We start from the raw sequence: 19196 nt of genomic DNA, 5'->3' as shown, positions 1-19196 counted from the left end.
CGCGGGCAGACGCCCATCTTAGAGCGGCGGCGGATCGCCCTCCGTCGTCGACGCCGCGACCAGGGCGGCCACGACCTCGGACGACGCCAGCGCGGCCGACAGGGCGACCTCGACCCGCCTGCCGTCGACCTCGATCCAGCTGCGGACGGGGCCCGGCTCGCGACCGCTCGGCGGCGTGGCGACCGCGAGGGCGTCGAGGCCGTCGAGCTCGGTCTCGATCCAGCGGGTGTGCACCCCGAACCGCCCGTCGTCGGCGGTGAACGCCCCCTCGTCGAGAAGCAGACGGTGGAACGGCACGGTCGTGGCAGGCCCGACGACGTCGAGATCGGAGAGCGCTCGTCGGGCCCGCCGCAGCGCCTCGTCGCGATCGCGACCGCTGGCCGTGACGGTCAGGAGGAGCGAGTCGCGCCCCGCGGGCACCGCTCCGCCGGACACCACGCCGGGATCGACCCGGACCCCGGGGCCGCCGGGCAGCGACAGGGCGGTGACCGCGGCGTCGGTCGGCAGGAAGCCCCGCCCAGGGTCTTCGGCGGTGACGCGGAAGGTGATGCTGTGACCGAGCACCGGCGGCTGGTCGTCGACCTCGAGGGGCCGGTCGGCAGCGACGAGCAGCTGCTGCCGGACGAGGTCGACCCCCGTCGACTGCTCCGTCGCGGCGTGCTCGACCGCCAGGGCCGTGCCGAACTCGAGGAACGAGACCGCACCGGCCTGCGAGACGAGGAACTCGACCGTGCCGGCCCCCCGGTAGTCGACCGCACCCGCGATCGACCTCGCGGTCTCGACGACCGTGTCGCGCTGGGCGTCGGTCAGGAACGGCGCGGGAGACTCGGCGACGAGCTTCTGATGACGTCGCTGCACCGAGCAGTCGCGCACGTCGACGACGACCACCCCGCCGCGGCCGTCGCCGAGCACCTGGGCCTCGACGTGCCGCGGCCGGTCGACGTACTGCTCGACGAAGCACTCGCCCCGACCGAAGACCGCCGCCGACTCGCGCACCGCTGAATCGAAGAAGTCGGCGACCTCGTCGAGGCGGCGGGCGACGCGGAGGCCCAGCCCTCCCCCGCCGTGCGCCGCCTTGAGCGCGATCGGCATGCCGTGCCGCTGAGCGAACACGACGGCGTCGGAGGCGCTCTCGATCGGCCCCGCCGTGCCGACGACCAGCGCCGCGCCGACCGAGTCGGCGAGGGCGCGCGTGGCGATCTTGTCGCCCAGCGTCTCCATCGTCTCGGGGGCCGGGCCGATCCAGGTCAGCCCGGCGGCGACCACGCGGCGCGCGAACTCGGCGTTCTCGGAGAGCGGGCCGCAGCCGGGGTGGACGGCGTCGGCTCCGCTGCGACGAGCGACCACGATCAGGGCGTCCATGTCGAGGTAGGCGTCGAGGGCGTCGCCGGTGTCGAGGGCCCACGCCTCGTCGGCCGCACGGACGTGGAGGGCCTCGGCGTCGTCGGCCGCATGCACCGCGACCGAGCCGAGGTCGAGCTCGGCGCAGGCGCCCGCGATGCGGACGGCGATCAGACCGCGCTCGGCGATCAGGACCTTCTTCACGCCGCGTCACCTCGCTCGGGCACGGCGGCCGGCGGCCCGACGGGTGCGGTGTCGGCGGCTTCGGACCGGGGCCCGGACCCGGCCCCGGGCGACGAGGCTGCGGCGGCCGCCGCAGCGGCGCGGCCGGTCAGCGCCGGGCCGGGCACGGCGCGGAAGCGCACCCGGGCGCCGATCGGCACCTGAGCGGCGCGATCGAGCTGATCGCCGACCACGCAGGCGACGACCGGGTACCCGCCGGTGACGGGGTGGTCGGCCATGAACAGGACCGGCTGCCCGTCGGGCGGGATCTGCAGGGCGCCCGAGACCGTGGCCTCGCTGTCGAGCTCGTCGGTCACGGCGCGGTCGAGCGGGACCGCGCCCTCGAGCCGGAGCCCGATGCGGTTCGACTGCGGCGTGACCGTCCACTCCTGCTCGGTCAGGCGGGCGAGCGCCTCGTCGGTGAACCAGTCGTCACGGGGTCCCAGCACGACGTCGAGGAACGTCACCTCGTCGGGCCCCGAGACGTTCCGCTGCACGTGAGGGGCCGCGGCGGCCACCGACTCGGACCACCCGCGAGCCACGACGAGCTCGTCGCCCGCCTGCAGGCGCTCGGGCCCGAGCCCGGCCAGGACGTCGCCTGACGCGCTGTCGAGCACCGGGTCGACGAGCCAGCCGCCGCGGACGGCGAGGTACGAGTAGACGCCCCGAGGAGGCGCGCCCACCTCGAGCACGTCGCCGTCGTCGAGCGCGAAGGGGGCTCCGACGACGCCGGCGATCCGATCGCCGCCGCGGTCGACGGTGATGGCGACGGGCGCCCCGGCGATCGCCACGACGAGGTCGCCCCGAGCCGTGGCCACGAGACCCCCGTAGGCCATCTCGAGAGCCGGGGACCCGGTGGACGAGCCGACGAGCCGGTTCGCCTCGCGGAGCGCCCGGTGGTCCATCGCGCCCGATCGCGAGACGCCGAGACCCGACCGGCCGGGGCGCCCCAGGTCTTCGATGATGCTGAACGGCCCGGGAGCCGACACGACGAGCGCGCGCGTCGGCGACACCGCCGGGTCCGCCGCGTGCTCGACCGTGGCGGCCCGGAGCGCGACGGGAGCCGTCGTCGGGGAGCCGACCCGCGCCTCCTCGGTGCGGTCGTCGCCGTGGGGCGTCGTGACGCCGTCGAGATCGACGCCGCCCTCGCGCTCCGGCACGGCGACGAAGCGGACGCGCATGCCCGGCTGCAGGAGGGCGGGGACGCGCTCGGAGAGATCCCACATCGGGACGGTCGTGCGACCGAGGAGCTGCCAGCCGCCCGGGCTCTCTCGAGGGTAGACGCCGGAGAAGCCCGCGGCGAGGGCGACGGCGCCCGCGGGCACGGCGGTGCGGGGGACGTCCCGCCGGGGCACGTCGAGAGCCGGGTCGCCGCCCGAGAGGTAGGCGAAGCCGGGCGCGAAGCCGGTGAACGCGACGGTGTGCACGGCGTCCGTGTGCCTCCGCACGACCTCGTCGACGCTCAGCCCGGTGAGTCGCGCCACCTCGTCGAGATCGGCCCCGTCGTAGTGCACGGGGATCTCGACGAGTCGACCGCTGGTCGCCGCGTCGCGGGACTTCGGCAGCGATCGGATCACCGCGAGCAGCGACCGCACCGGTAGGAGGCTGGGCAGGAACCGCACCGCGACCGTCCGCGCCGCGGGCACGACGTCGAGCAGACCGGCGACGGGCTGCGCGAGCAGCGCTCCGAATAGCGCCAGCGACTCGTCGAGCCCGCCGGTCTCGATCAGGATGCCGTCGGTGCCGAGCGGGAGCACGCGCAGTCGCGCGATCGCCGACTGGAGGTCGACCCCGTGATCGTCGCTCACGACGGCGACCCGGCGGCGGAATCGGCCGAGGGCTGGAGCGGGAGCGGGAGCGCTGCGGTATGCGCCGCCGGCGGGACGGCGGACTCGGTGGCCGCGACCTGGCGCGGGACGGCGACGAACGAGCGGACGTCGACGCCCGCCGCCTCGAGAGCCGTGCGCAGCCCGGAGGCGATCGCGACGGCGCCGGGGGTGTCGCCGTGCACGCAGACCGACTCGGCCCGGAGTTCGAGATCGGTGCCGTCGACGGCCCGGATGCGCCCCGTCTCGACGAGCCGCAGCACGCGGTCGACGATCTCGGCGGGGTCGTGCAGCACGGCGCCGGGGTTCGTGCGCGGGACGAGACGGCCGTCGGGCGTGTAGGCCCGGTCGGCGAAGGCCTCGGCGATGGTCGACAGCCCCGCCTCGGTGGCCCGGGTCAGCAGCGGCGAACCCGCCAGGCCCACGAGCACCAGGCCGGGGTCGACCCGCGTGACGGCCTCGACGACGGCATGGGCGTGCCGGCGACCGCGCTCGTCGTCGCCCGCGATCACCGAGTACAGCGCACCGTGCGGCTTGACGTAGCGGACCGTCGCCCCGACCGACGCCGCGACCCCGTTCAGCGCACCGATCTGGTAGACGACGTCGCCGACCAGCTCGGCCTCGGAGGCGTCGACGAAACGGCGCCCGAAGCCCGCGAGATCCCGGTACGAGACGTGGGCGCCCACGGCGACGCCGCGTCGGTGCGCCGCGTCGACCACGGCGGTCATGGTGAGGGGGTCGCCCGCGTGGAACCCGCAGGCGACGTTGGCGCTCGTGACCGCGGCGAGCATCGCGTCGTCGTCGCCGAGAGTCCAGCGACCGTAGCCCTCGCCGAGGTCGGCGTTCAGGTCGATGGTCGTCATGCGGGGCCTTCCGTGCGGCTCGGGCGGTGCGACGGGATGCGCAGAGGGGTCGTTCCCCACCGTAGCGGGGTCGGCGAGTCGGCTGCTGGGCGCCGCCGGGCGGCCGGTGCGTCGGGGATCAGGAGGCGCGGCGCACGAGCAGCGCCCGACTCACCAGCGGCCACTGCAGGGGCAGCCGTGCGATCGCGATAGCGGTGCGCACCGAGGAGGCGCGGCCGCTGCGGACGGATCGGCCCGCCATCGAGACGTTGGCCGGGAACACGGCGACGAAGAGCGCCGCGGCGAGGGTGCCGCCGAGACGGCGGGTCGGCCGCGACAGCAGAGCCGCCGCGATGCCGATCTCGGCCACGCCCGAGACGACCGTGTAGGCCCGGGCGGGGCCGGGGAGGACGCGGGGCACGATCGAGTCGTAGACCGCGGGGCGGACGAGGTGCAGGACTCCGCTGACCCCGAGGGCCGCGGCGAGCGCCCGTGCCGTGGTGCGGGCGCGGTCGGCGTCGGGGCGGGTCGCCCCGGAGGTGGGGCGGAGGGGGTTCGGGGTGCGGGAGGGGCGCCGGTTCATGGTGCCCATGGTGCTCGCGTGCGCCTCCTCGGCCTGTCAGCGGGGTCGGCGTGGCCGGGGGTCAGCGTGGCCGGGGGTCGGCGTGGCCGGGGGCGGCGCTGATCGCGGTGGGCGGGTCAGACGGCTCGGCTGACCCCGCGGCTCATGATGGCGGTGGTGAGGGCGTCGACGGGTTCGCGGGGGGCGACGGGGTTGGCGACGAGGACGTAGTCGACGTCTCCGAGGTCGGGCAGCGAGAAGCGGCGGCTGACCTTGACGAGGTCGGTGGGGATGAGGGAGAAGGGGAAGGCGGCGATGCCCATGCCGGCGCGCACGGCGGCGAGCATGCCGTTGACGTCGCGGGTGTTGCAGGTGATGCGCCAGGTGCGGCCGGCGGATTCGAGCGCGTCGATGGCGAGCTGTCTGCTGAGGCTCGGCGCCTGGTAGGCGATTAGGGGCACGGGGTGACCGGTCTCGATCTGCAGCTTCTCCTGCGCCATCCAGACCATGGTGTCTCCGGCGACCCGGGTGCCCTCGGTGCTCTCGCCCGCCGTCTGCTTGACGAAGATGAGGTCGAGGTGTCCGGAGGCGAGGCGGCGACGGAGCGGGGCGCTCTGGTTGACGGTCAGCTCGAGGTCGATCTGCGGATGCAGCTGACGGAAGTGCCGGAGGATGCGGGGCAGCTGCGTGATGGCGAGGTCGTCGGCGGCGCCGAAGCGGAGTCGCCCGCGCATGGCGGAGCCGCTGAAGTAGCTCTCGGCGGCGGTGTGGGCGGCGAGGATCGTGCGGGCGAAGCCGGCCATGGCGTCGCCGTTGTCGGTGAGTCGGACCTCGCGGGTGTCGCGCGTGACGAGCGTGCGGCCGGCGGCCTTCTCGAGACGGCCGATGTGCTGGCTGACCGTGGGCTGGCTGATGCCGAGTCGGAGCCCGGCGTTCGTGAAGCTGCGGGTCTCGGCGACGGCGAGGAACGTGGCGAGCAGGGCGGGGTCGAACACGGGGCTCCTCTCGGTGCATTGGGATGACCAATGGCACTGATTCGAACCATAGCGGGTCCGAATGAGGGTTCGGGCCGTAGCGTCGTGGGTGATGTCAGTCCCGCCCCGCACCGTCGCCCCGCCCCCCGCCACCGAACCCCTGCCCGTCATGGCCGAGCGCCCGCCGTGGCGCCACACCTTCATCGCCCTGAGCGTGCCGAACTTCCGGCTGTGGACGGCCGGCAACGTCGTCGCGATGACGGCGGGCTGGATGCAGCGCATCGCGCAGGACTGGCTCGTGCTCGAGCTGACGGGCAGCGCGACGGCCGTCGGCATCACCGTGGCGCTGCAGTTCGCCCCGATGCTCTTCTTCGGCCTGCTGGGCGGGGTGATCGTCGACCGCTTCTCGAAGCGCGCCCTGATGATCGCGACGCAGAGCGTGTTCGCGGTCCTCAGTCTCGGGCTGGCGGCTCTGACGCTCTCGGGCGTCGTGATGCCCTGGCACGTCTTCGCCATCGCGTTCGCGACCGGTCTCGTGACGGTCATCGACAACCCGGCACGGCAGGTGATCGTGTCGGAGCTCGTGGGGCACAGGTACCTGCGGAACGCCATCAGCGTGAACTCCAGCGTGTTCCAGCTCGGCGGGATGATCGGACCCGCCGTGAGCGGGGTGCTGCTGCTGGCGGTGGGCGCCGGCTGGGCGTTCGTCGTCAACGGGGTCGCCTGCCTGCTGGTGGTCGTCATGCTCGGCCTGCTGAAGACGGCGCAGATGACCCGCACGACGCCGGGCCCGCGCAGTCGCGGTCAGCTGCGGGCGGGCCTCGCCTACGCCCGGGCGAAGCCGACGATCCTGGTGCCGGTGGTGCTCGTCGCCTCGTACGCCGTGTTCGGCCTGACCATGCCGGTGCTGCTGGCCTCGTTCGCCGACGACGTCTACGACGTGGGGGCGGGCGGCTACGGGCTCTTCAACTCGATGATCGCGGTGGGCGCCCTCACCGGCGCGCTGCTGTCGACGCGGCGGGCGACCATCCGGCTGCGGACCATCGTGCTCGGTCTGCTGGCGACGGGCCTGCTCCAGACGGTCGCCGGCTCGATGCCGTCGGTCGGGCTCTTCGCCGTCACCCTCGTCACCGTCGGCTTCGCGTCGCTGCTGTTCCTGACGGCGGCGAACCAGCTGGTGCAGCTCTCGAGCAACATCGCCATCAGAGGCCGCGTCATGTCGCTGTACGTGCTGGTGCTGCTCGGCGGGCAGGCCATCGGCGGGCCGCTGATGGGGCTCGTCGTCGAGACGTTCGGAACCCACGCGGCGATGGTGCTGTCGGGTGGAGTGCCCGCGCTCGTCGCGGCGATCACCGCCCTCGTGCTCGCCCGGCGGGGGCAGCTGACCCTGCAGATGCGCGTGCGGCGATACGTGCCGGTGGTCGAGATCGCGCACCGCTGAGTCTGCGTCAAGGGCCGGGGAGCTAGAGAGGTATTAGACCACCGCTACGCGCCCACCCGCACCAAAGCCGAATATCACCACGCGGCGCCGCGCCGTGGACTCGCTACGTGGTGATTCGTTAGTCCACCCCCGACTTCATCAAACACTCGCCTCAAACGCGTCCAAATCTAAAATTGCACGTCTGATTGAGCGATAGTCGTCTTTTGGCACGTCTACGAACACTTCGGCGTTTTCGTCGACTTCAGCTTCAAAGAGTCCGATCGGTGCCGCCGTTGTCGAAACGAGTTCCACGTAGCAGCCAAAATCAAGTGTGAATACATCGAAGCGCTTCCCCGGTCGATCATTAGAAGAGACACCCCGCTTGATGACATGCAGAACTCGTGAGTCGTAGAGGGAAGCGATTAGCTCGTGTTTCGCCGACTGACCTTGTTCCAACAGGAAAGCACGGGCCTTCCTCGACCCAATCACCTCGTCAATTACCCAGTGCAAGAGCTTGATGCCTCGCTCATTCGCCTGAATGGGCTTTTCTTTATCACTGAGATACCACCTACGAGCGGCCTGTCGGACATGAGGAATCGAAATCGGATCATCCAGCGCTGATTTCGCCGCAAGGATGGCAATATTGATGGCATCTCGAGGCACCCCCTCAACAGCGCGAACAAATTCGACAAACGCATTCTTCTGAGTAAATGCCTTTCTGATGAACTCTGCGGGGGTCTTGACTTGTGCCGCGTCTTCGGCAGACAGAAAGCTTGTTACATGCTTAAAAAGCAGTTCGGAGAAGAAAGCCTTAGCTTGTTCCTCATCGTTACCAAATACCATGAAGTCATCGAGTTCTAGATCAGCAAATATATCTGCTCCCAACTCAAAACCGATATAGCCACCGACTCCATCGGGTTCTGAGAAGTGGCTTCGCTGCTCAATTGCCCCGATCTTCACCGTGACATTTTGGACAGGCATCACACATCTGCGAAGGAGGTCCGCAAGGAGCGGCTGGAGATCCAGGGGGACATCAGACCACTCGTCGAGAATCAGCCAGAGGCGCCCCGGCAAGTTTTCTGCGAGTCCTCGAATTGACCCAGAAACCGCGCCGAAGTGAACGTGGTATCGGCGGGGCCCCCGGACGCGGACGTTGACCTCGTCGACGCTCTCCTCGCTGTCTGACGCGGTGGCAGTCAGGTGTGCATAGTTCGGACCAATACCTCCCCCAGACTCCCCGCTTTCGGAAACTGTTCGCTGACGCCGGTAGGCCTGCTCCTCTTCACCTGAGACACGTACATCGGAGATGCTTCTCTCAAGGTCGTCCAGATGGCGGAGTGCCAATTGATAATCATGGAATCCAGCGTCGGCAGCCTCTAGAACACGAGCACTCAAGACGTTATACACGTGACTGAGAACATCGACGAGCAAGCGAGTTCCGCGTTCAGGCAGCGGGACACTGGGATCACCGTAGATCCCGCCATTTGAGCCAATCGTGCGTAGATCGATGTAGACGGGCACTCCGCCGTCTCCATGCGCTCTATCCGCCAGCAATTGCAATACGTGCGTCTTGCCGGTACCTCGTCTCCCGTAGACGACCTGATGGTCTTGAGAACCCAAAAGATCAATAATGGGACCCGCGCTCACAAAAGTCTTGACCAGCTCCTCAGTCTTGCTTCCCTCCGCGCGGCGGTGCAGCTTCAGAATGGCCGAGTTGATAGGCGACGTCATGCTCGGACCGTATCGCTCCACGTCAAAAGAAACAAGTTCAAATTAGGTCGAGTTAATTTCAGGCCTCAATCTGCGAGCGTGACAGTGGCAACCAACGGGGGCACCAGTACGTCAGACGGCGGGTGCGCGCCTGGTGCCGCCGAACGCGAGGGCGACGTCGAGTCGCCACGAGGTGGGCTCGCCCGAGACGTGGGTGGTGCCGACGAAGCGCAGCAGATCGCCGGCGCGGAGGCTGAGCACCCCGTGCACGTCGTCGCTGCCCTCGAGCCAGAAGGCGATGTCGTGCTCGTCGAGCAGGTCGTCGTCGACGGTCGCCCCGAAGCTGGCCCCGTCGAACTTGAGCGGCACGTCGCGGAACCGGAGGCGCGGCGGCGACTCCGTCCAGTCGGCCGCGGCGGGCACCCGCTGGGCGACCACGACCGCGTCGATCACCCCGTCGTCGTCGAGCGTGACGCTCGAGGCCTGCAGGTCGACCCCGAGGTCGTCGTCGTCGATGCGAAACCGATTCTCCACACGATCACGCTACCGAGATGAGCGGCCGGGCGGAATGGGCTGAGAGCGCCGATGGTTCGCCCGGTCATGAAGAAGCGCATCGGGTTCCTGTCGTTCGGCCACTATCAGGACGTCCGCGGGTCGGCGACCCCGACCGCCCGGGAGGCGCTGGTCCAGTCGATCGAGCTGGCCGAGGCCGCGGAGGAGATCGGCATCGACGTGGCCGCCGTGCGCGTGCACCACTTCGTGCGTCAGCTGGCCAGCCCGTTCCCGCTGCTGGCGGCCATGGCGGCGCGCACCAGCCGCATCGAACTCGGCACCGGCGTGATCGACATGCGCTACGAGAACCCGCTGTCGATGGCGGAGCAGGCCGCGGCGGCCGATCTGATCAGCGCCGGGCGACTGCAGCTCGGCGTCAGTCGGGGATCACCCGAGCCGGCCCTCCGCGGCTGGGAGTCGTTCGGCTTCGCGCCGGCGGACGGCGAGAGCGACGCCGACCTCGCGCGTCGGCACACGGAGCTGTTCCGGGCCGCGATCGGCGGAGCGGACGTCGCTCGGTCGGACCCGAAGATGACCGGCTGGTCGCAGGGCCTGTCGATCGAGCCGCAGTCCCCCGGTCTCGGCGAGCGCATCTGGTGGGGTTCGGGCAGCCGGGCCACCGCCGCCTGGACCGGGCAGCAGGGCATGAACCTGATGAGCAGCACCCTCCTGACCGAAGACACCGGTGTCCCCTTCGATCAGCTGCAGGCCGAGCAGATCGAGCTCTATCGCCGGGCATGGGCCGACGCGGGTCACACCCGGGAGCCCCGCGTCTCGATCAGCCGCAGCGTCATCCCGATCACCACCGACGAGGACCGCCGCTACTTCGGCGTGCGCGCCCAGGCCGACGGCGGCGACCAGGTCGGTCTGCTCGACGGCGTGCAGTCGCGCTTCGGCAAGAGCTACATCGGCGAGCCCGACGTGATCGCCGAGCAGCTGGCGGCCGACGCGGCCGTGCAGGCCGCCGACACCGTGCTGCTCACCGTTCCGAACCAGCTGGGCGTCGAGTACAACGCCCGCCTGCTGCAGACCGTGGCGGAGCACGTCGCTCCCGCGTTCGGCTGGGTGCCGAACCTGGTGCCGGCGGCCTGACCCGCGCCTCCTCGGCTCCGCCTGTCCGGCTCTCCGGCTCACCGGCTCACCAGCTCGAGGGGTCGGGACACGCCGCGTCGCATCGGAGGCGCGCGGCATGTCGTGACTCCTCGACGAGCCGCTCGACGGGTAGACAGTGAGTCATGTTCACCGACATGCCCGAGACCGCCCTCTGGGAGCACCGCAGCACCCAGACCGAGCCCGACGACTTCGACGCGTTCTGGGCCGCCACCCTCGACGAGACCCGGGCGCACCCCCTCGACGTGCGGGTCGAGGCGGTCGACACCGGACTGACGACGGTCGACGTGTACGACGTCACCTTCGCCGGCTGGGCCGGGCAGCCGGTGCGGGCGTGGCTGCGAGTTCCCGCCGGTGCGACCGGGCCGCTGCCCGCCGTCGTGCAGTACGTCGGCTACGGGGGCGGCCGCGGCGCCCCCACCGAGAACCTGTTCTGGTCGGCGACCGGCCACGCGCACCTCCAGATGGACACCCGCGGGCAGGGCTCGGGCTGGAGCCGCGGCGACACCCCCGACCCCGACGGCTCGGGGCCCGCCCACCCCGGCGTCATGACGCGGGGCATCGACAGCCGCGAGACGTACTACTTCCGACGCGTGTTCGCCGACGCCGTGCGCGCCGTCGAGGCCGCTCGCTCGCTCGAGGTCGTCGACCCCGCCCGGGTGTCCGTCGTGGGCGGCAGCCAGGGCGGCGGCATCGCACTCGCCGTCGCCGGCCTCGTGCCCGACCTCGCGGCCGTCGCGGCGTACGTGCCGTTCCTCTGTGACTTCCGCCGGGCCAGCGTCATCACCGACGCCGACCCGTACAAGGAGATCGGACGGTACCTGGCCGTCCACCGGCACCGCGCCTCCTCGGTGCACGAGGTCCTGTCGTACTTCGACGGGGTGAACTTCGCTCGCCGCGGCAGTGCTCCCGCCGTGTTCACCACCGCGCTGATGGACCCGATCTGCCCGCCGTCAACCGTGTTCGGCGCGTTCCACGCCTACGGCGGACCGAAGGACATCACGATCTGGCCGTACAACGGGCACGAGGGCGGCGGGCCCGAGGACGACCTGCTGGCGCTCGCCGCGTTCCGCCGCGCGTCCGCCTGAGCCGGGGCCTGGCCCCGTTTCCGGTCTCGGGGAGTCACGACACGCCGCGGGACTGCAGGAGGCGCGGCGTGTCGTGACTCCTCGAGTGCGGTCTCCGAGTCGCCGGGAACATCGGGCGGCCGCGTCTGGTTGGCTCCGGGCATGAAGTCGATCGTGTACACCGAGACCGGACCCGCCACCACCGTGCTGCAGCTCGTCGACCGCGAGGTGCCCGAACCCGCCGCCGGCGAGGTGCGCGTGCGCGTCGTGTGGTCGGGCGTCAACCCCACCGACTGGAAGTCCCGAGCCGGCGGCGAGCCGGGCGAGAGCCTGCCGTTCGACGAGGTCACCCCGAACCAGGACGGCTCGGGCATCGTCGACGCCGTCGGCGACGGCGTCACCGGGCTCTCGGTCGGCGACCGGGTCTGGACGTACCTCTCGGCCTACCAACGCCCGACCGGCACGGCGCAGGAGTTCACCGTGCTGCCCGCACGACTCGTCGTCCCGCTGCCCGCGGGCATCGGACTCGACGTCGGTGCCGCGTTGGGCGTCCCCGCGATGACCGCCCACCGCGCGCTCACCGTCTGGGAGGACGGCCCGAGCCGCCTGACCCCCGGCAGCCTCGACGGCGCGACCGTTCTCGTCGCCGGAGGCGCGGGTGCCGTCGGTCACGCCGCCATCCAGCTCGCCCGCTGGGCCGGTGCAACGGTCATCACGACCATCAGCTCGGACGCCAAGTCGGCGCTGGCCACCGCCGCCGGCGCGCACCACGTCGTGAACTACCGCACCGGCGACGCCGCCGCCGAGATCCGCGCCATCGCACCCGACGGGGTCGACGTCGTCGTCGAGGTCGCCATCTCGCAGAACGCCGACCTGCTCGCCGACGTCGTCGCCCACCGCGCCTCCGTCGCCATCTACGCCGACAACGGCGGCGACACGACGACGATCCCGATCCGCGCGAACATGATCACCAACACGCGGTACCAGTTCGTGCTGCTGTACACGGTCGGCGCGGCGGCGCTCGACGCCGCCGCGGAGGACGTCACGGCGGCCCTCCGCGACGGGGTCCTGCCGATCGGCGAGGCCGCGGGCCTGCCGGTGCACACGTTCCCGCTCGCCGAGACCGCGGCCGCGCACGAGGCCGTCGAGGGCGACATCGTCGGCAAGGTGCTGATCGAGGTGTCGGCCGAGTAGCCGTCGGCCGCTCTGCCCCGCGAACCCCGTTCGCGAAGATGAACCGCCGTATATCGCGGTTCATCTTCGCGAACGGGGTTCATCGCTGCCGGGGCGGGCGGCGGGGGCGGGCGGGCGGCACGGCGGGCGGGCGGCAGGCGGGCGGCAGGGCGGCAGGGCGGGCGGCGGGCGGGCGGGAGGCGGGGCGGGCCTGGCTAGGCTCGGAGGGTGAGCGACCCCGCCAGCCGACCCGTTCCTCCCACCGCCGTCAGCGCCGTCCAGGCGCAGGCGCTCGACCGTGGCGAGCTGCCCCCGGTCGAGGAGGTGCGGCACGGAGTCTGGTCGATCGCCTTCCCGTTCGGCGACGGCGACTTCTCGCTCGGCTACCTGATCGAGGGCTCCGACGGTGCGCTCACGCTCATCGACCCGGGGTGGGCCGACGACGCGAACCTCGACCGGCTCGAAGCCGCACTCCGCGAGATCGAACACTCGATGGCGGACATCGCCCTCGTGGCCGTCACCCATCTGCACGCCGACCACCTGGGTGGTGCCGATGCCGTGCGCCGCGCCTCCGGAGCCCGCATCGCCCTGCACGCGTCCGAGCAGCGCGCGCTCGACGAGCGCACCGCCGACGCCGCCGCAGCCGACGCCGACATCGCCCGCTGGGGCGCACCGGCCGACGACGAGGAGGCGCTGGTCGCGTCGTGGGGATCGGGTCGCCACCTCCCCCGCGTCACCGCCGACCTGCTGCTCGCCGACGGCGACGAGCTGCCGATCGCCGGGCGACGACTGCGCGCCGTCCACACCCCCGGTCACACCGCCGGGCACCTCTGCTTCGTCGAACCGGAGCAGCGGCTGATCTTCACCGGAGACCACGTGCTGCCGCGCATCAACCCGGGCATCGGGCTCGGCGGTCGGGCGGACGGCAACCCCCTCGACGACTACCTCGCGTCGCTCGGTCGGGTCATCGCCCTCGACGTCTCGGGGGCGGACGCCCTGGAGGTCTGCCCGGGGCACGAGTACCGGTTCGTCGGTCTCGCCGAGCGGGCGCAGGCCCTCGTCGATCACCGTGCCGCCCGCAGCGCCGACGCCGCAGCCGCGCTCGACTCTCTCGCGGGGGCTCGCGAGAGCCCGACTGACGCCGACACGACGGTCGCCAGCGCGTCCGATGCCGGCACGACGCACGCCGGTACGACCGACCCCAGCGCGACCGATGCCGGCACGACCGACGCGTCGCTCGACCGTCCGACGGTCTGGCAGGTCGCCGAACGCATGTCGTGGACCGGCGGCATCGCGTCACTGCACGGCTACCGGCTCGGCTCGGCGCTCGCCCAGACCGAGTGGCACGTGCAGGCGCTCGGCCGCCTCGGCGAACTCCGACCGTCCTCTTAGGCGACGGGCCTACCGTCGGGGCCGGCCCCGTGGCAGCGCGATCTCGCACCCGAGACGACCCGCGCCCGAGACGCCACCGAACCGACACACCGCCGACACTCCGGAGACGCACGACATGACCAGCACCGCCCCCTCCCGCTCACGCACCGCTCTCGTCCTCGGCGGCGGCGGCATCACCGGAATCGCCTGGGAGCTCGGCGTGCTGTCGCGCCTCCTCGAGGCCGGTGTCGCCCTCGACGACGCCGATCTGGTGGTCGGCACGTCGGCCGGCTCGGTCGTCGGCACGATGGTGCGGCTCGGACGCGTGGACGAGGGTCTGCGCGAGCAGTACGAGGCGGTCACGGAGCTGCCGACCGGCTCGATCGACCCCGAGGCGTTCCAGCAGACGCTCGGTCAGGCGCTGATGGGCGCGACGGACCAGCAGGAGGCGCGGGCCCGCATCGGCGCGCTCGCCCGGCAGACACCGGTCACCGGCGACGAGCCCGCCCTGCTCACGACGATGCGCGCGCGATTCGGCGACGTCGGCTGGCCGACCGGCGCGTTCACGGTCTGCACCGTGGACGCGACCGACGGCGCCTTCCGCCCCCTCGACGCCGACTCGGGCGTCGACCTCCACCGCGCCGTCGCCGCCAGCTGCTCGGTGCCCGTCGTCTGGCCCACCGTCGAGATCGACGGGCACCCCACCATGGACGGCGGGGTCCGCTCGGGCACGAACGCCGACCTGGGCGACGAGTACGACCGGGTGCTGGTGCTCTCGTGCGGCCCCGAGCTCGACGTCTCGCCGCTCGGGCCGACGCTGCCCCAGGTCGTCGCGGCCCGCCGTGCTGCCGGGCGCGAGGTGCTCGTGATCCAGGCGGACGCCGAGGCTCTCGCGGCCTTCGGCGGCGACGTGCTGTCGACCGCCACCCGCCGCCCCGCTGCCGAGGCCGGACGACGCCAGGCGGAGGCGCTGCTCGACGACGTCCGCATGTTCTGGACCGGCGCGGCCGCCTGATCCGCCGGCCGGGCGGGTCCGGCGAAGACGGGCGCGTCCGGGCGACCGTCCTGGCCGGACTCGCCCGCATCGTCCGGCGCACCGGGCGCGCGGGCCGCGCGCACCTGCGGGCCGGTACCCTCGGGAAGTGACCACCGCCTCCTCCCCGCTCCGCATCGCGCTCGTGTCGCTGCACACCTCCCCCGGCGCCGAGCCGGGCTCGGGCGACGTCGGCGGGATGAACGTCGTGGTGCGCAACCAGGCCGAGGCGCTCGGCGCCGCCGGCCACCGGGTCGACATCGTCACGCGACGCTCGTCGCCCGACGAGCCGCCCCGCGTCGACCTGTCGCCGGGCGTCACGCTCCACTTCGTCGCGGCGGGCCCCGCCGAGCCCGTCACGAAGGGCCGCAACGAGCTCTTCGTCGACGAGTTCCGCGACCGTCTCGCCGAGCTCGGCCCATGGGACGTCGTGCACTCCCACCACTGGTTCTCGGGCATGGCCGCCCTGCCCGTCGCCCGAGCGCTCGGCGTGCCCCACGTGCAGAGCTTCCACTCGATCGCGGCCGCCGACTCGACCCCCCTCTCGCACGGGGAGCGCGCGGAGTCCCCCGGCCGCCTCGCCGGCGAGGCCCACCTGGCCCGAGAGTCCGACGCCGTCGTCGCCATCAGCCGCGCCGAGGCCGAGACCGTGCTGACCCGTCTCGGCGGCAGCCCCGATCGCGTCGCCGTCGTGCTGCCCGGCGTCGACAGCGAGCTGTTCCACCCGCTCGACGGCACGGTGTCGGACGAGACGGCTCACGAAGACACCGCATCAGAGGGCACCGAGGAGGCGCGGGTCGTCGACCCCGCACGCCCCTACGTCGTCGTCGCCGGGCGCCTCGAGCCGCTCAAGGCCCCCGACCTCGCCATCCGCGCGGTCGCCGCCGTGCCCGCGGAGGTGCGCCCCGACCTGGTGATCGCTGGCGGCGCGTCGACGGAGTTCGCCGGCTACGAGGACGACCTCCTGGCCCTCGTCGACGAGCTCGACGTCACCGTGCGTTTCGTCGGCCCCCGCACGCGCACCGGTCTCGCGACGCTCCTGCGCGGAGCCCGCGCAGTGCTCGTGCCGTCGCACTCCGAGACCTACGGCCTGATCGCCCTCGAGGCGGCCGCCAGCGGGGTGCCCGTGATCGCCGCCTCCTCGGGCGGACTCCGCGAGAGCGTCGTCGACGGCGTCACCGGCGTCGTGCTCGACTCGCGCGATCCCGACGTCTGGGCGGCCGCCATCACCCGCGTCGTCCGCGACGTCGAGTGGGCCGGGCGACTGTCGCGCGCCTCCCGGGCGAGGGCGCTCGATCACCCGTGGGCGTGGTCGGCCGCCGAGCTGGCCGACGTGTACTGCCGCGTCGCGGGCAGCGACGACTGCTCCGAGCTCGCGTCAGCCGGCGTCCGCCGCTGACCGTCCGGCGGCGGGCCTCCGACGCCCCGGGCTCCGATGTCAGGGGCCCGGCCTATGCTCGGATCCGACCAGACGACCCGCATCGACCGGAGGCCCTCATGACCGACGACACCCTGCTGACCGAGCTCGCCGAGCAGGAGGAGCGCCTGGTCTTCCGCCGCTTCACCACCGACACCGCTCTCGATCTCGGCGCGTTCCTGCTCGCCGAGGCGCGTCGCCGCGGTCTCGCCGTCACCGTCACGGTGCGCAAGGGCCGCCAGCGGGTCTTCCACGCCGCGCTGCCCGGCACGTCGCTCGACAACGACGAGTGGCTCGACCGCAAGGCCCGCGTGGTCGAGCGCTACGGGCAGAGCTCGTACCGGGTCGGCGAGTCGTTCCGCGTCGCCGGGTCTACCTTCGACGAGAAGTCCCGTCTCGACACCGACCTCTACGCCGCCCATGGCGGTCTGTTCCCGGTGACGGTGGTCGGGGTGGGCGTTGTCGGGTCCGTCGGGGTGTCGGGGCTGCCGCAGGCCGACGACCACGCCCTCGTCGTCGAGGTGCTCGACGACTTCCTGGCGCACGGCTACGACTCCTGAGCCGATCGTGCCCGCACCGATGGCGCCCGCACCGAGCGAGGCCGACGAGCAGGCGGCCGCGCAGCTCCGCACGCTGCTCGCCGACACGGCCCGCGACCTCGCCGCGCGTGACGCCCGCACCGAGGCGCTCGCCCGCTACCGGCCGTCGCGCCGGATCGTCGTCGTGAAGACCGCCGACTCGCTCGAGCCCGTCGGCCGGGCCTGGCGCCTCGGCGTGCTGCTGCTCGAGACCGACGGCCGTGTGCACGAGACGGGTCGCATCACCCGGGCCCTCGAACCGACCCGATCGCAGAACCTCTCGCCGTCCGTCGAGAGGCGCAAGGCCGAACGGCGGGCTGCGGCCCGGGGTCACTTCGCCGAGGGCGAGGTCGTCGATTACGCCTATCTGCCCGTCGACCTCTCGACCGAGGCCCTCGTCGCCGGCGACCAGCGCCTCCTCGTCTCCGACGGCCGGGCACTGGTGCGCTGGGGCGCCGGGCCCGGCGAGGTGCGCGACGCGGCGGCGTACCTGGCCGACCGAGGCGACCTGCTCTAGGCGATCCGCTCCGGGCCATCCGCGCTAGGGGATCTGCTCTAGGCGATCCGCTCTAGGCGTTCCGCTCCAGGGGGGCGGGCGTCGTCGGTGAGGCACGCCGCGCCTCCTCGGCTCGCGCCCAGTGAGGCTCCGAGACCGGGCGATATCCTCGGACTCCGTCAGACGCCTCCGAGTCGTCTGCTCCATCCGCCCGACCGAGAGGCCCACCTGTGCGCCGAGTGCTGATCGCCGCGTCGATCGTCTTCTGCGCCGCGGTGCTGGCTCTCGTCGTCGCGCTCGTGATGGTCGTGTCGTCGTTGGCGGCGCCGCGAGATCAGGTGGCACGGCCCGTGACTCCGCCGGTGACCTGCCCCGCGGTCGACCCGGTCATGGTGGGCGACATCGAGGTGCCTGCCGGTCCGGTCGCCGGCTACTGCCAGGACCGCCTGATCAACGCGGCGTGGATCATGCAGGCCGCCCGGGCGCAGGGCATCGGCGAGCACACCCAGGCGATCGGCGTGATGACGGCGATGGGCGAGTCCAGCCTGCGCAACATCGACCACGGCGACGCGGTCGGACCCGACAGTCGCGGGCTCTTCCAGCAACGCGACAACGGCGCCTGGGGAACCTATGCCGAGCGGATGGACCCGTACTCGGCAGCCACCCGGTTCTTCTCGAAGCTCGTGGCGATCCCCGGCTGGAAGGAGCTGTCGCCGACCGAGGCGGCGCACGCCGTCCAGATCAACGACGACCCCGACCACTACGCGCGGTGGTTCCCCGAGGCCGAGCAGGTGGTCGCGGCGCTGTCGGGTTCGACGTCGCCCTGACCCGGGGGCCGGGCGTCGTTCGCAGGCCGACCCGCGCCTCCTCGGTGTTCGCGTCGATGGTCGGAAGATGCCGTTCATCCGAGCCCGAACGGCATCTTCTGACCACTCGAGGCCGCCAGCACGGAACCGAGGAGGCGCGGGTCACCAGCCGAGCGTGCCGGGCGGTCCCTTGAACGGGCCGACGATCGCGTCGGTGATCCAGCCGCCGTAGAAGTCGCCCTCCTGCGCCCGCACGGTCTCACCGTCGATCTCGATCGACTCGACGCGACCCGGGTAGAGCGCGACATGGTCGACGAGCTGCTCGTACCCCGCCCACGGGGACGGATAGAACCAGCCGGCTCCGCTCGACCGGTCCGCCCCGCCCCGCAGATCGACGTAGCCGGCGCTGCCCTTGAACTCGCACATGCTGGATCCGTCGCCCCGGGTCAGGGCGCCCTCGACGAACGCGCTCCGCGGCAGGTAGTAGACCGGCGGGTGGCTGGTCTCGAGCACGCGGAACGAGCGGGTCGTGTCGGCCACCACCTGCCCGCCGAGTCGCACGACGATGCGCTCGGTGCGCGCCTCGACGCGAGGGGGTCGGGGATAGTCCCAGACGGACTCCTGACCGGGGCCGGGGATGTCGCGGTCGGGTCGGCGGACGCTGCGTCTCATCCCGCCATCGTGCACCCCGGGCCG

18 protein-coding genes are annotated in these 19196 nt (G+C 72.2%); 10 read left to right on the top strand and 8 right to left on the bottom strand.

Going from position 1 to position 19196, the window contains the following annotated elements; genetic code table 11:
- Positions 1-18: 18 nt before the first annotated feature.
- The 5 genes from SOM13_RS02780 to SOM13_RS02760 all read right to left on the bottom strand — a co-directional run bounded on the left by SOM13_RS02780 (position 19) and on the right by SOM13_RS02760 (position 5788).
- Positions 19-1545, bottom strand: a complete 1527-nt coding sequence (locus tag SOM13_RS02780; RefSeq protein ID WP_320478863.1) for a biotin carboxylase N-terminal domain-containing protein — start codon at positions 1543-1545, stop codon at positions 19-21.
- Positions 1542-3371, bottom strand: coding sequence for an urea amidolyase family protein (locus tag SOM13_RS02775; protein ID WP_320478862.1), 1830 nt, complete (start codon positions 3369-3371; stop codon positions 1542-1544). Before SOM13_RS02775 ends, SOM13_RS02780 begins: the two co-directional genes overlap by 4 nt.
- A complete protein-coding gene (locus tag SOM13_RS02770; protein WP_320478861.1) occupies positions 3368-4252 on the bottom strand; it encodes a 5-oxoprolinase subunit PxpA in 885 nt (294 codons plus the stop codon). The genes SOM13_RS02775 and SOM13_RS02770 overlap by 4 nt, the downstream gene beginning before the upstream one ends.
- 118 nt (positions 4253-4370) lie before the next feature.
- Positions 4371-4814: a hypothetical protein gene (locus SOM13_RS02765; RefSeq protein ID WP_320478860.1), complete on the bottom strand. Its 444-nt coding sequence runs from the start codon at positions 4812-4814 to the stop codon at positions 4371-4373.
- Positions 4815-4930: 116 nt separating this feature from the next.
- Positions 4931-5788, bottom strand: coding sequence for a LysR substrate-binding domain-containing protein (locus SOM13_RS02760; RefSeq protein ID WP_192060476.1), 858 nt, complete (start codon positions 5786-5788; stop codon positions 4931-4933).
- A gap of 91 nt (positions 5789-5879) precedes the next feature.
- On the opposite strand from SOM13_RS02760, the gene SOM13_RS02755 reads away from it, so the two are divergent.
- Positions 5880-7208 carry an MFS transporter gene (locus SOM13_RS02755; RefSeq protein ID WP_320478859.1) on the top strand — a complete coding sequence of 443 codons (1329 nt, stop codon included), beginning with the start codon at positions 5880-5882 and terminating at the stop codon, positions 7206-7208.
- Positions 7209-7346: 138 nt separating this feature from the next.
- On the opposite strand, the gene SOM13_RS02750 is transcribed toward SOM13_RS02755, so the two are convergent.
- Both SOM13_RS02750 and SOM13_RS02745 read right to left on the bottom strand, forming a co-directional pair.
- The gene (locus SOM13_RS02750) at positions 7347-8918 is read right to left on the bottom strand and encodes a hypothetical protein (protein ID WP_320478858.1); all 1572 of its coding nucleotides are present in this window, start codon (positions 8916-8918) and stop codon (positions 7347-7349) included.
- Positions 8919-9029: 111 nt separating this feature from the next.
- Positions 9030-9431, bottom strand: a complete 402-nt coding sequence (locus tag SOM13_RS02745) for a hypothetical protein (protein ID WP_192060478.1) — start codon at positions 9429-9431, stop codon at positions 9030-9032.
- 66 nt (positions 9432-9497) lie between these two features.
- On the opposite strand from SOM13_RS02745, the gene SOM13_RS02740 reads away from it, so the two are divergent.
- The 9 genes from SOM13_RS02740 (at position 9498) to SOM13_RS02700 (ending at position 18521) form a co-directional block, all read left to right on the top strand.
- Positions 9498-10541, top strand: coding sequence for an LLM class flavin-dependent oxidoreductase (locus SOM13_RS02740; RefSeq protein WP_320478857.1), 1044 nt, complete (start codon positions 9498-9500; stop codon positions 10539-10541).
- A 143-nt stretch (positions 10542-10684) separates the two neighbouring features.
- Positions 10685-11647 carry an acetylxylan esterase gene (locus tag SOM13_RS02735; RefSeq protein WP_320477259.1) on the top strand — a complete coding sequence of 321 codons (963 nt, stop codon included), beginning with the start codon at positions 10685-10687 and terminating at the stop codon, positions 11645-11647.
- Positions 11648-11788: 141 nt separating this feature from the next.
- Positions 11789-12820, top strand: coding sequence for an NADPH:quinone reductase (locus tag SOM13_RS02730; protein WP_320478856.1), 1032 nt, complete (start codon positions 11789-11791; stop codon positions 12818-12820).
- Positions 12821-13027: 207 nt separating this feature from the next.
- Positions 13028-14191, top strand: a complete 1164-nt coding sequence (locus SOM13_RS02725; protein WP_320478855.1) for an MBL fold metallo-hydrolase — start codon at positions 13028-13030, stop codon at positions 14189-14191.
- 115 nt (positions 14192-14306) lie between these two features.
- Positions 14307-15185, top strand: coding sequence for a patatin-like phospholipase family protein (locus SOM13_RS02720; RefSeq protein WP_320478854.1), 879 nt, complete (start codon positions 14307-14309; stop codon positions 15183-15185).
- A 127-nt stretch (positions 15186-15312) separates the two neighbouring features.
- Positions 15313-16602, top strand: a complete 1290-nt coding sequence (locus tag SOM13_RS02715) for a glycosyltransferase (protein ID WP_192060483.1) — start codon at positions 15313-15315, stop codon at positions 16600-16602.
- Between the two features lie 98 nt (positions 16603-16700).
- Positions 16701-17180, top strand: a complete 480-nt coding sequence (locus SOM13_RS02710; protein ID WP_243216322.1) for a heme-degrading domain-containing protein — start codon at positions 16701-16703, stop codon at positions 17178-17180.
- A 19-nt stretch (positions 17181-17199) separates the two neighbouring features.
- Positions 17200-17715 (top strand): hypothetical protein, encoded by a 516-nt coding sequence (locus SOM13_RS02705; protein ID WP_192060485.1) that lies wholly within the window; start codon positions 17200-17202, stop codon positions 17713-17715.
- A gap of 209 nt (positions 17716-17924) precedes the next feature.
- Entirely contained in the window at positions 17925-18521 is a 597-nt protein-coding gene (locus SOM13_RS02700) for a hypothetical protein (protein ID WP_192060486.1), read from the top strand.
- Between the two features lie 141 nt (positions 18522-18662).
- On the opposite strand, the gene SOM13_RS02695 is transcribed toward SOM13_RS02700, so the two are convergent.
- Positions 18663-19172 (bottom strand): DUF427 domain-containing protein, encoded by a 510-nt coding sequence (locus SOM13_RS02695; RefSeq protein ID WP_243216327.1) that lies wholly within the window; start codon positions 19170-19172, stop codon positions 18663-18665.
- Positions 19173-19196 lie beyond the last annotated feature (24 nt).

This window comes from Frigoribacterium sp. CFBP9030 (assembly GCF_034045195.1).
GTDB lineage: Bacteria > Actinomycetota > Actinomycetes > Actinomycetales > Microbacteriaceae > Frigoribacterium.
The sequence above is the reverse complement of the archived record's forward strand: the minus strand, read 5'-3'. Positions and strand labels throughout refer to the sequence as shown.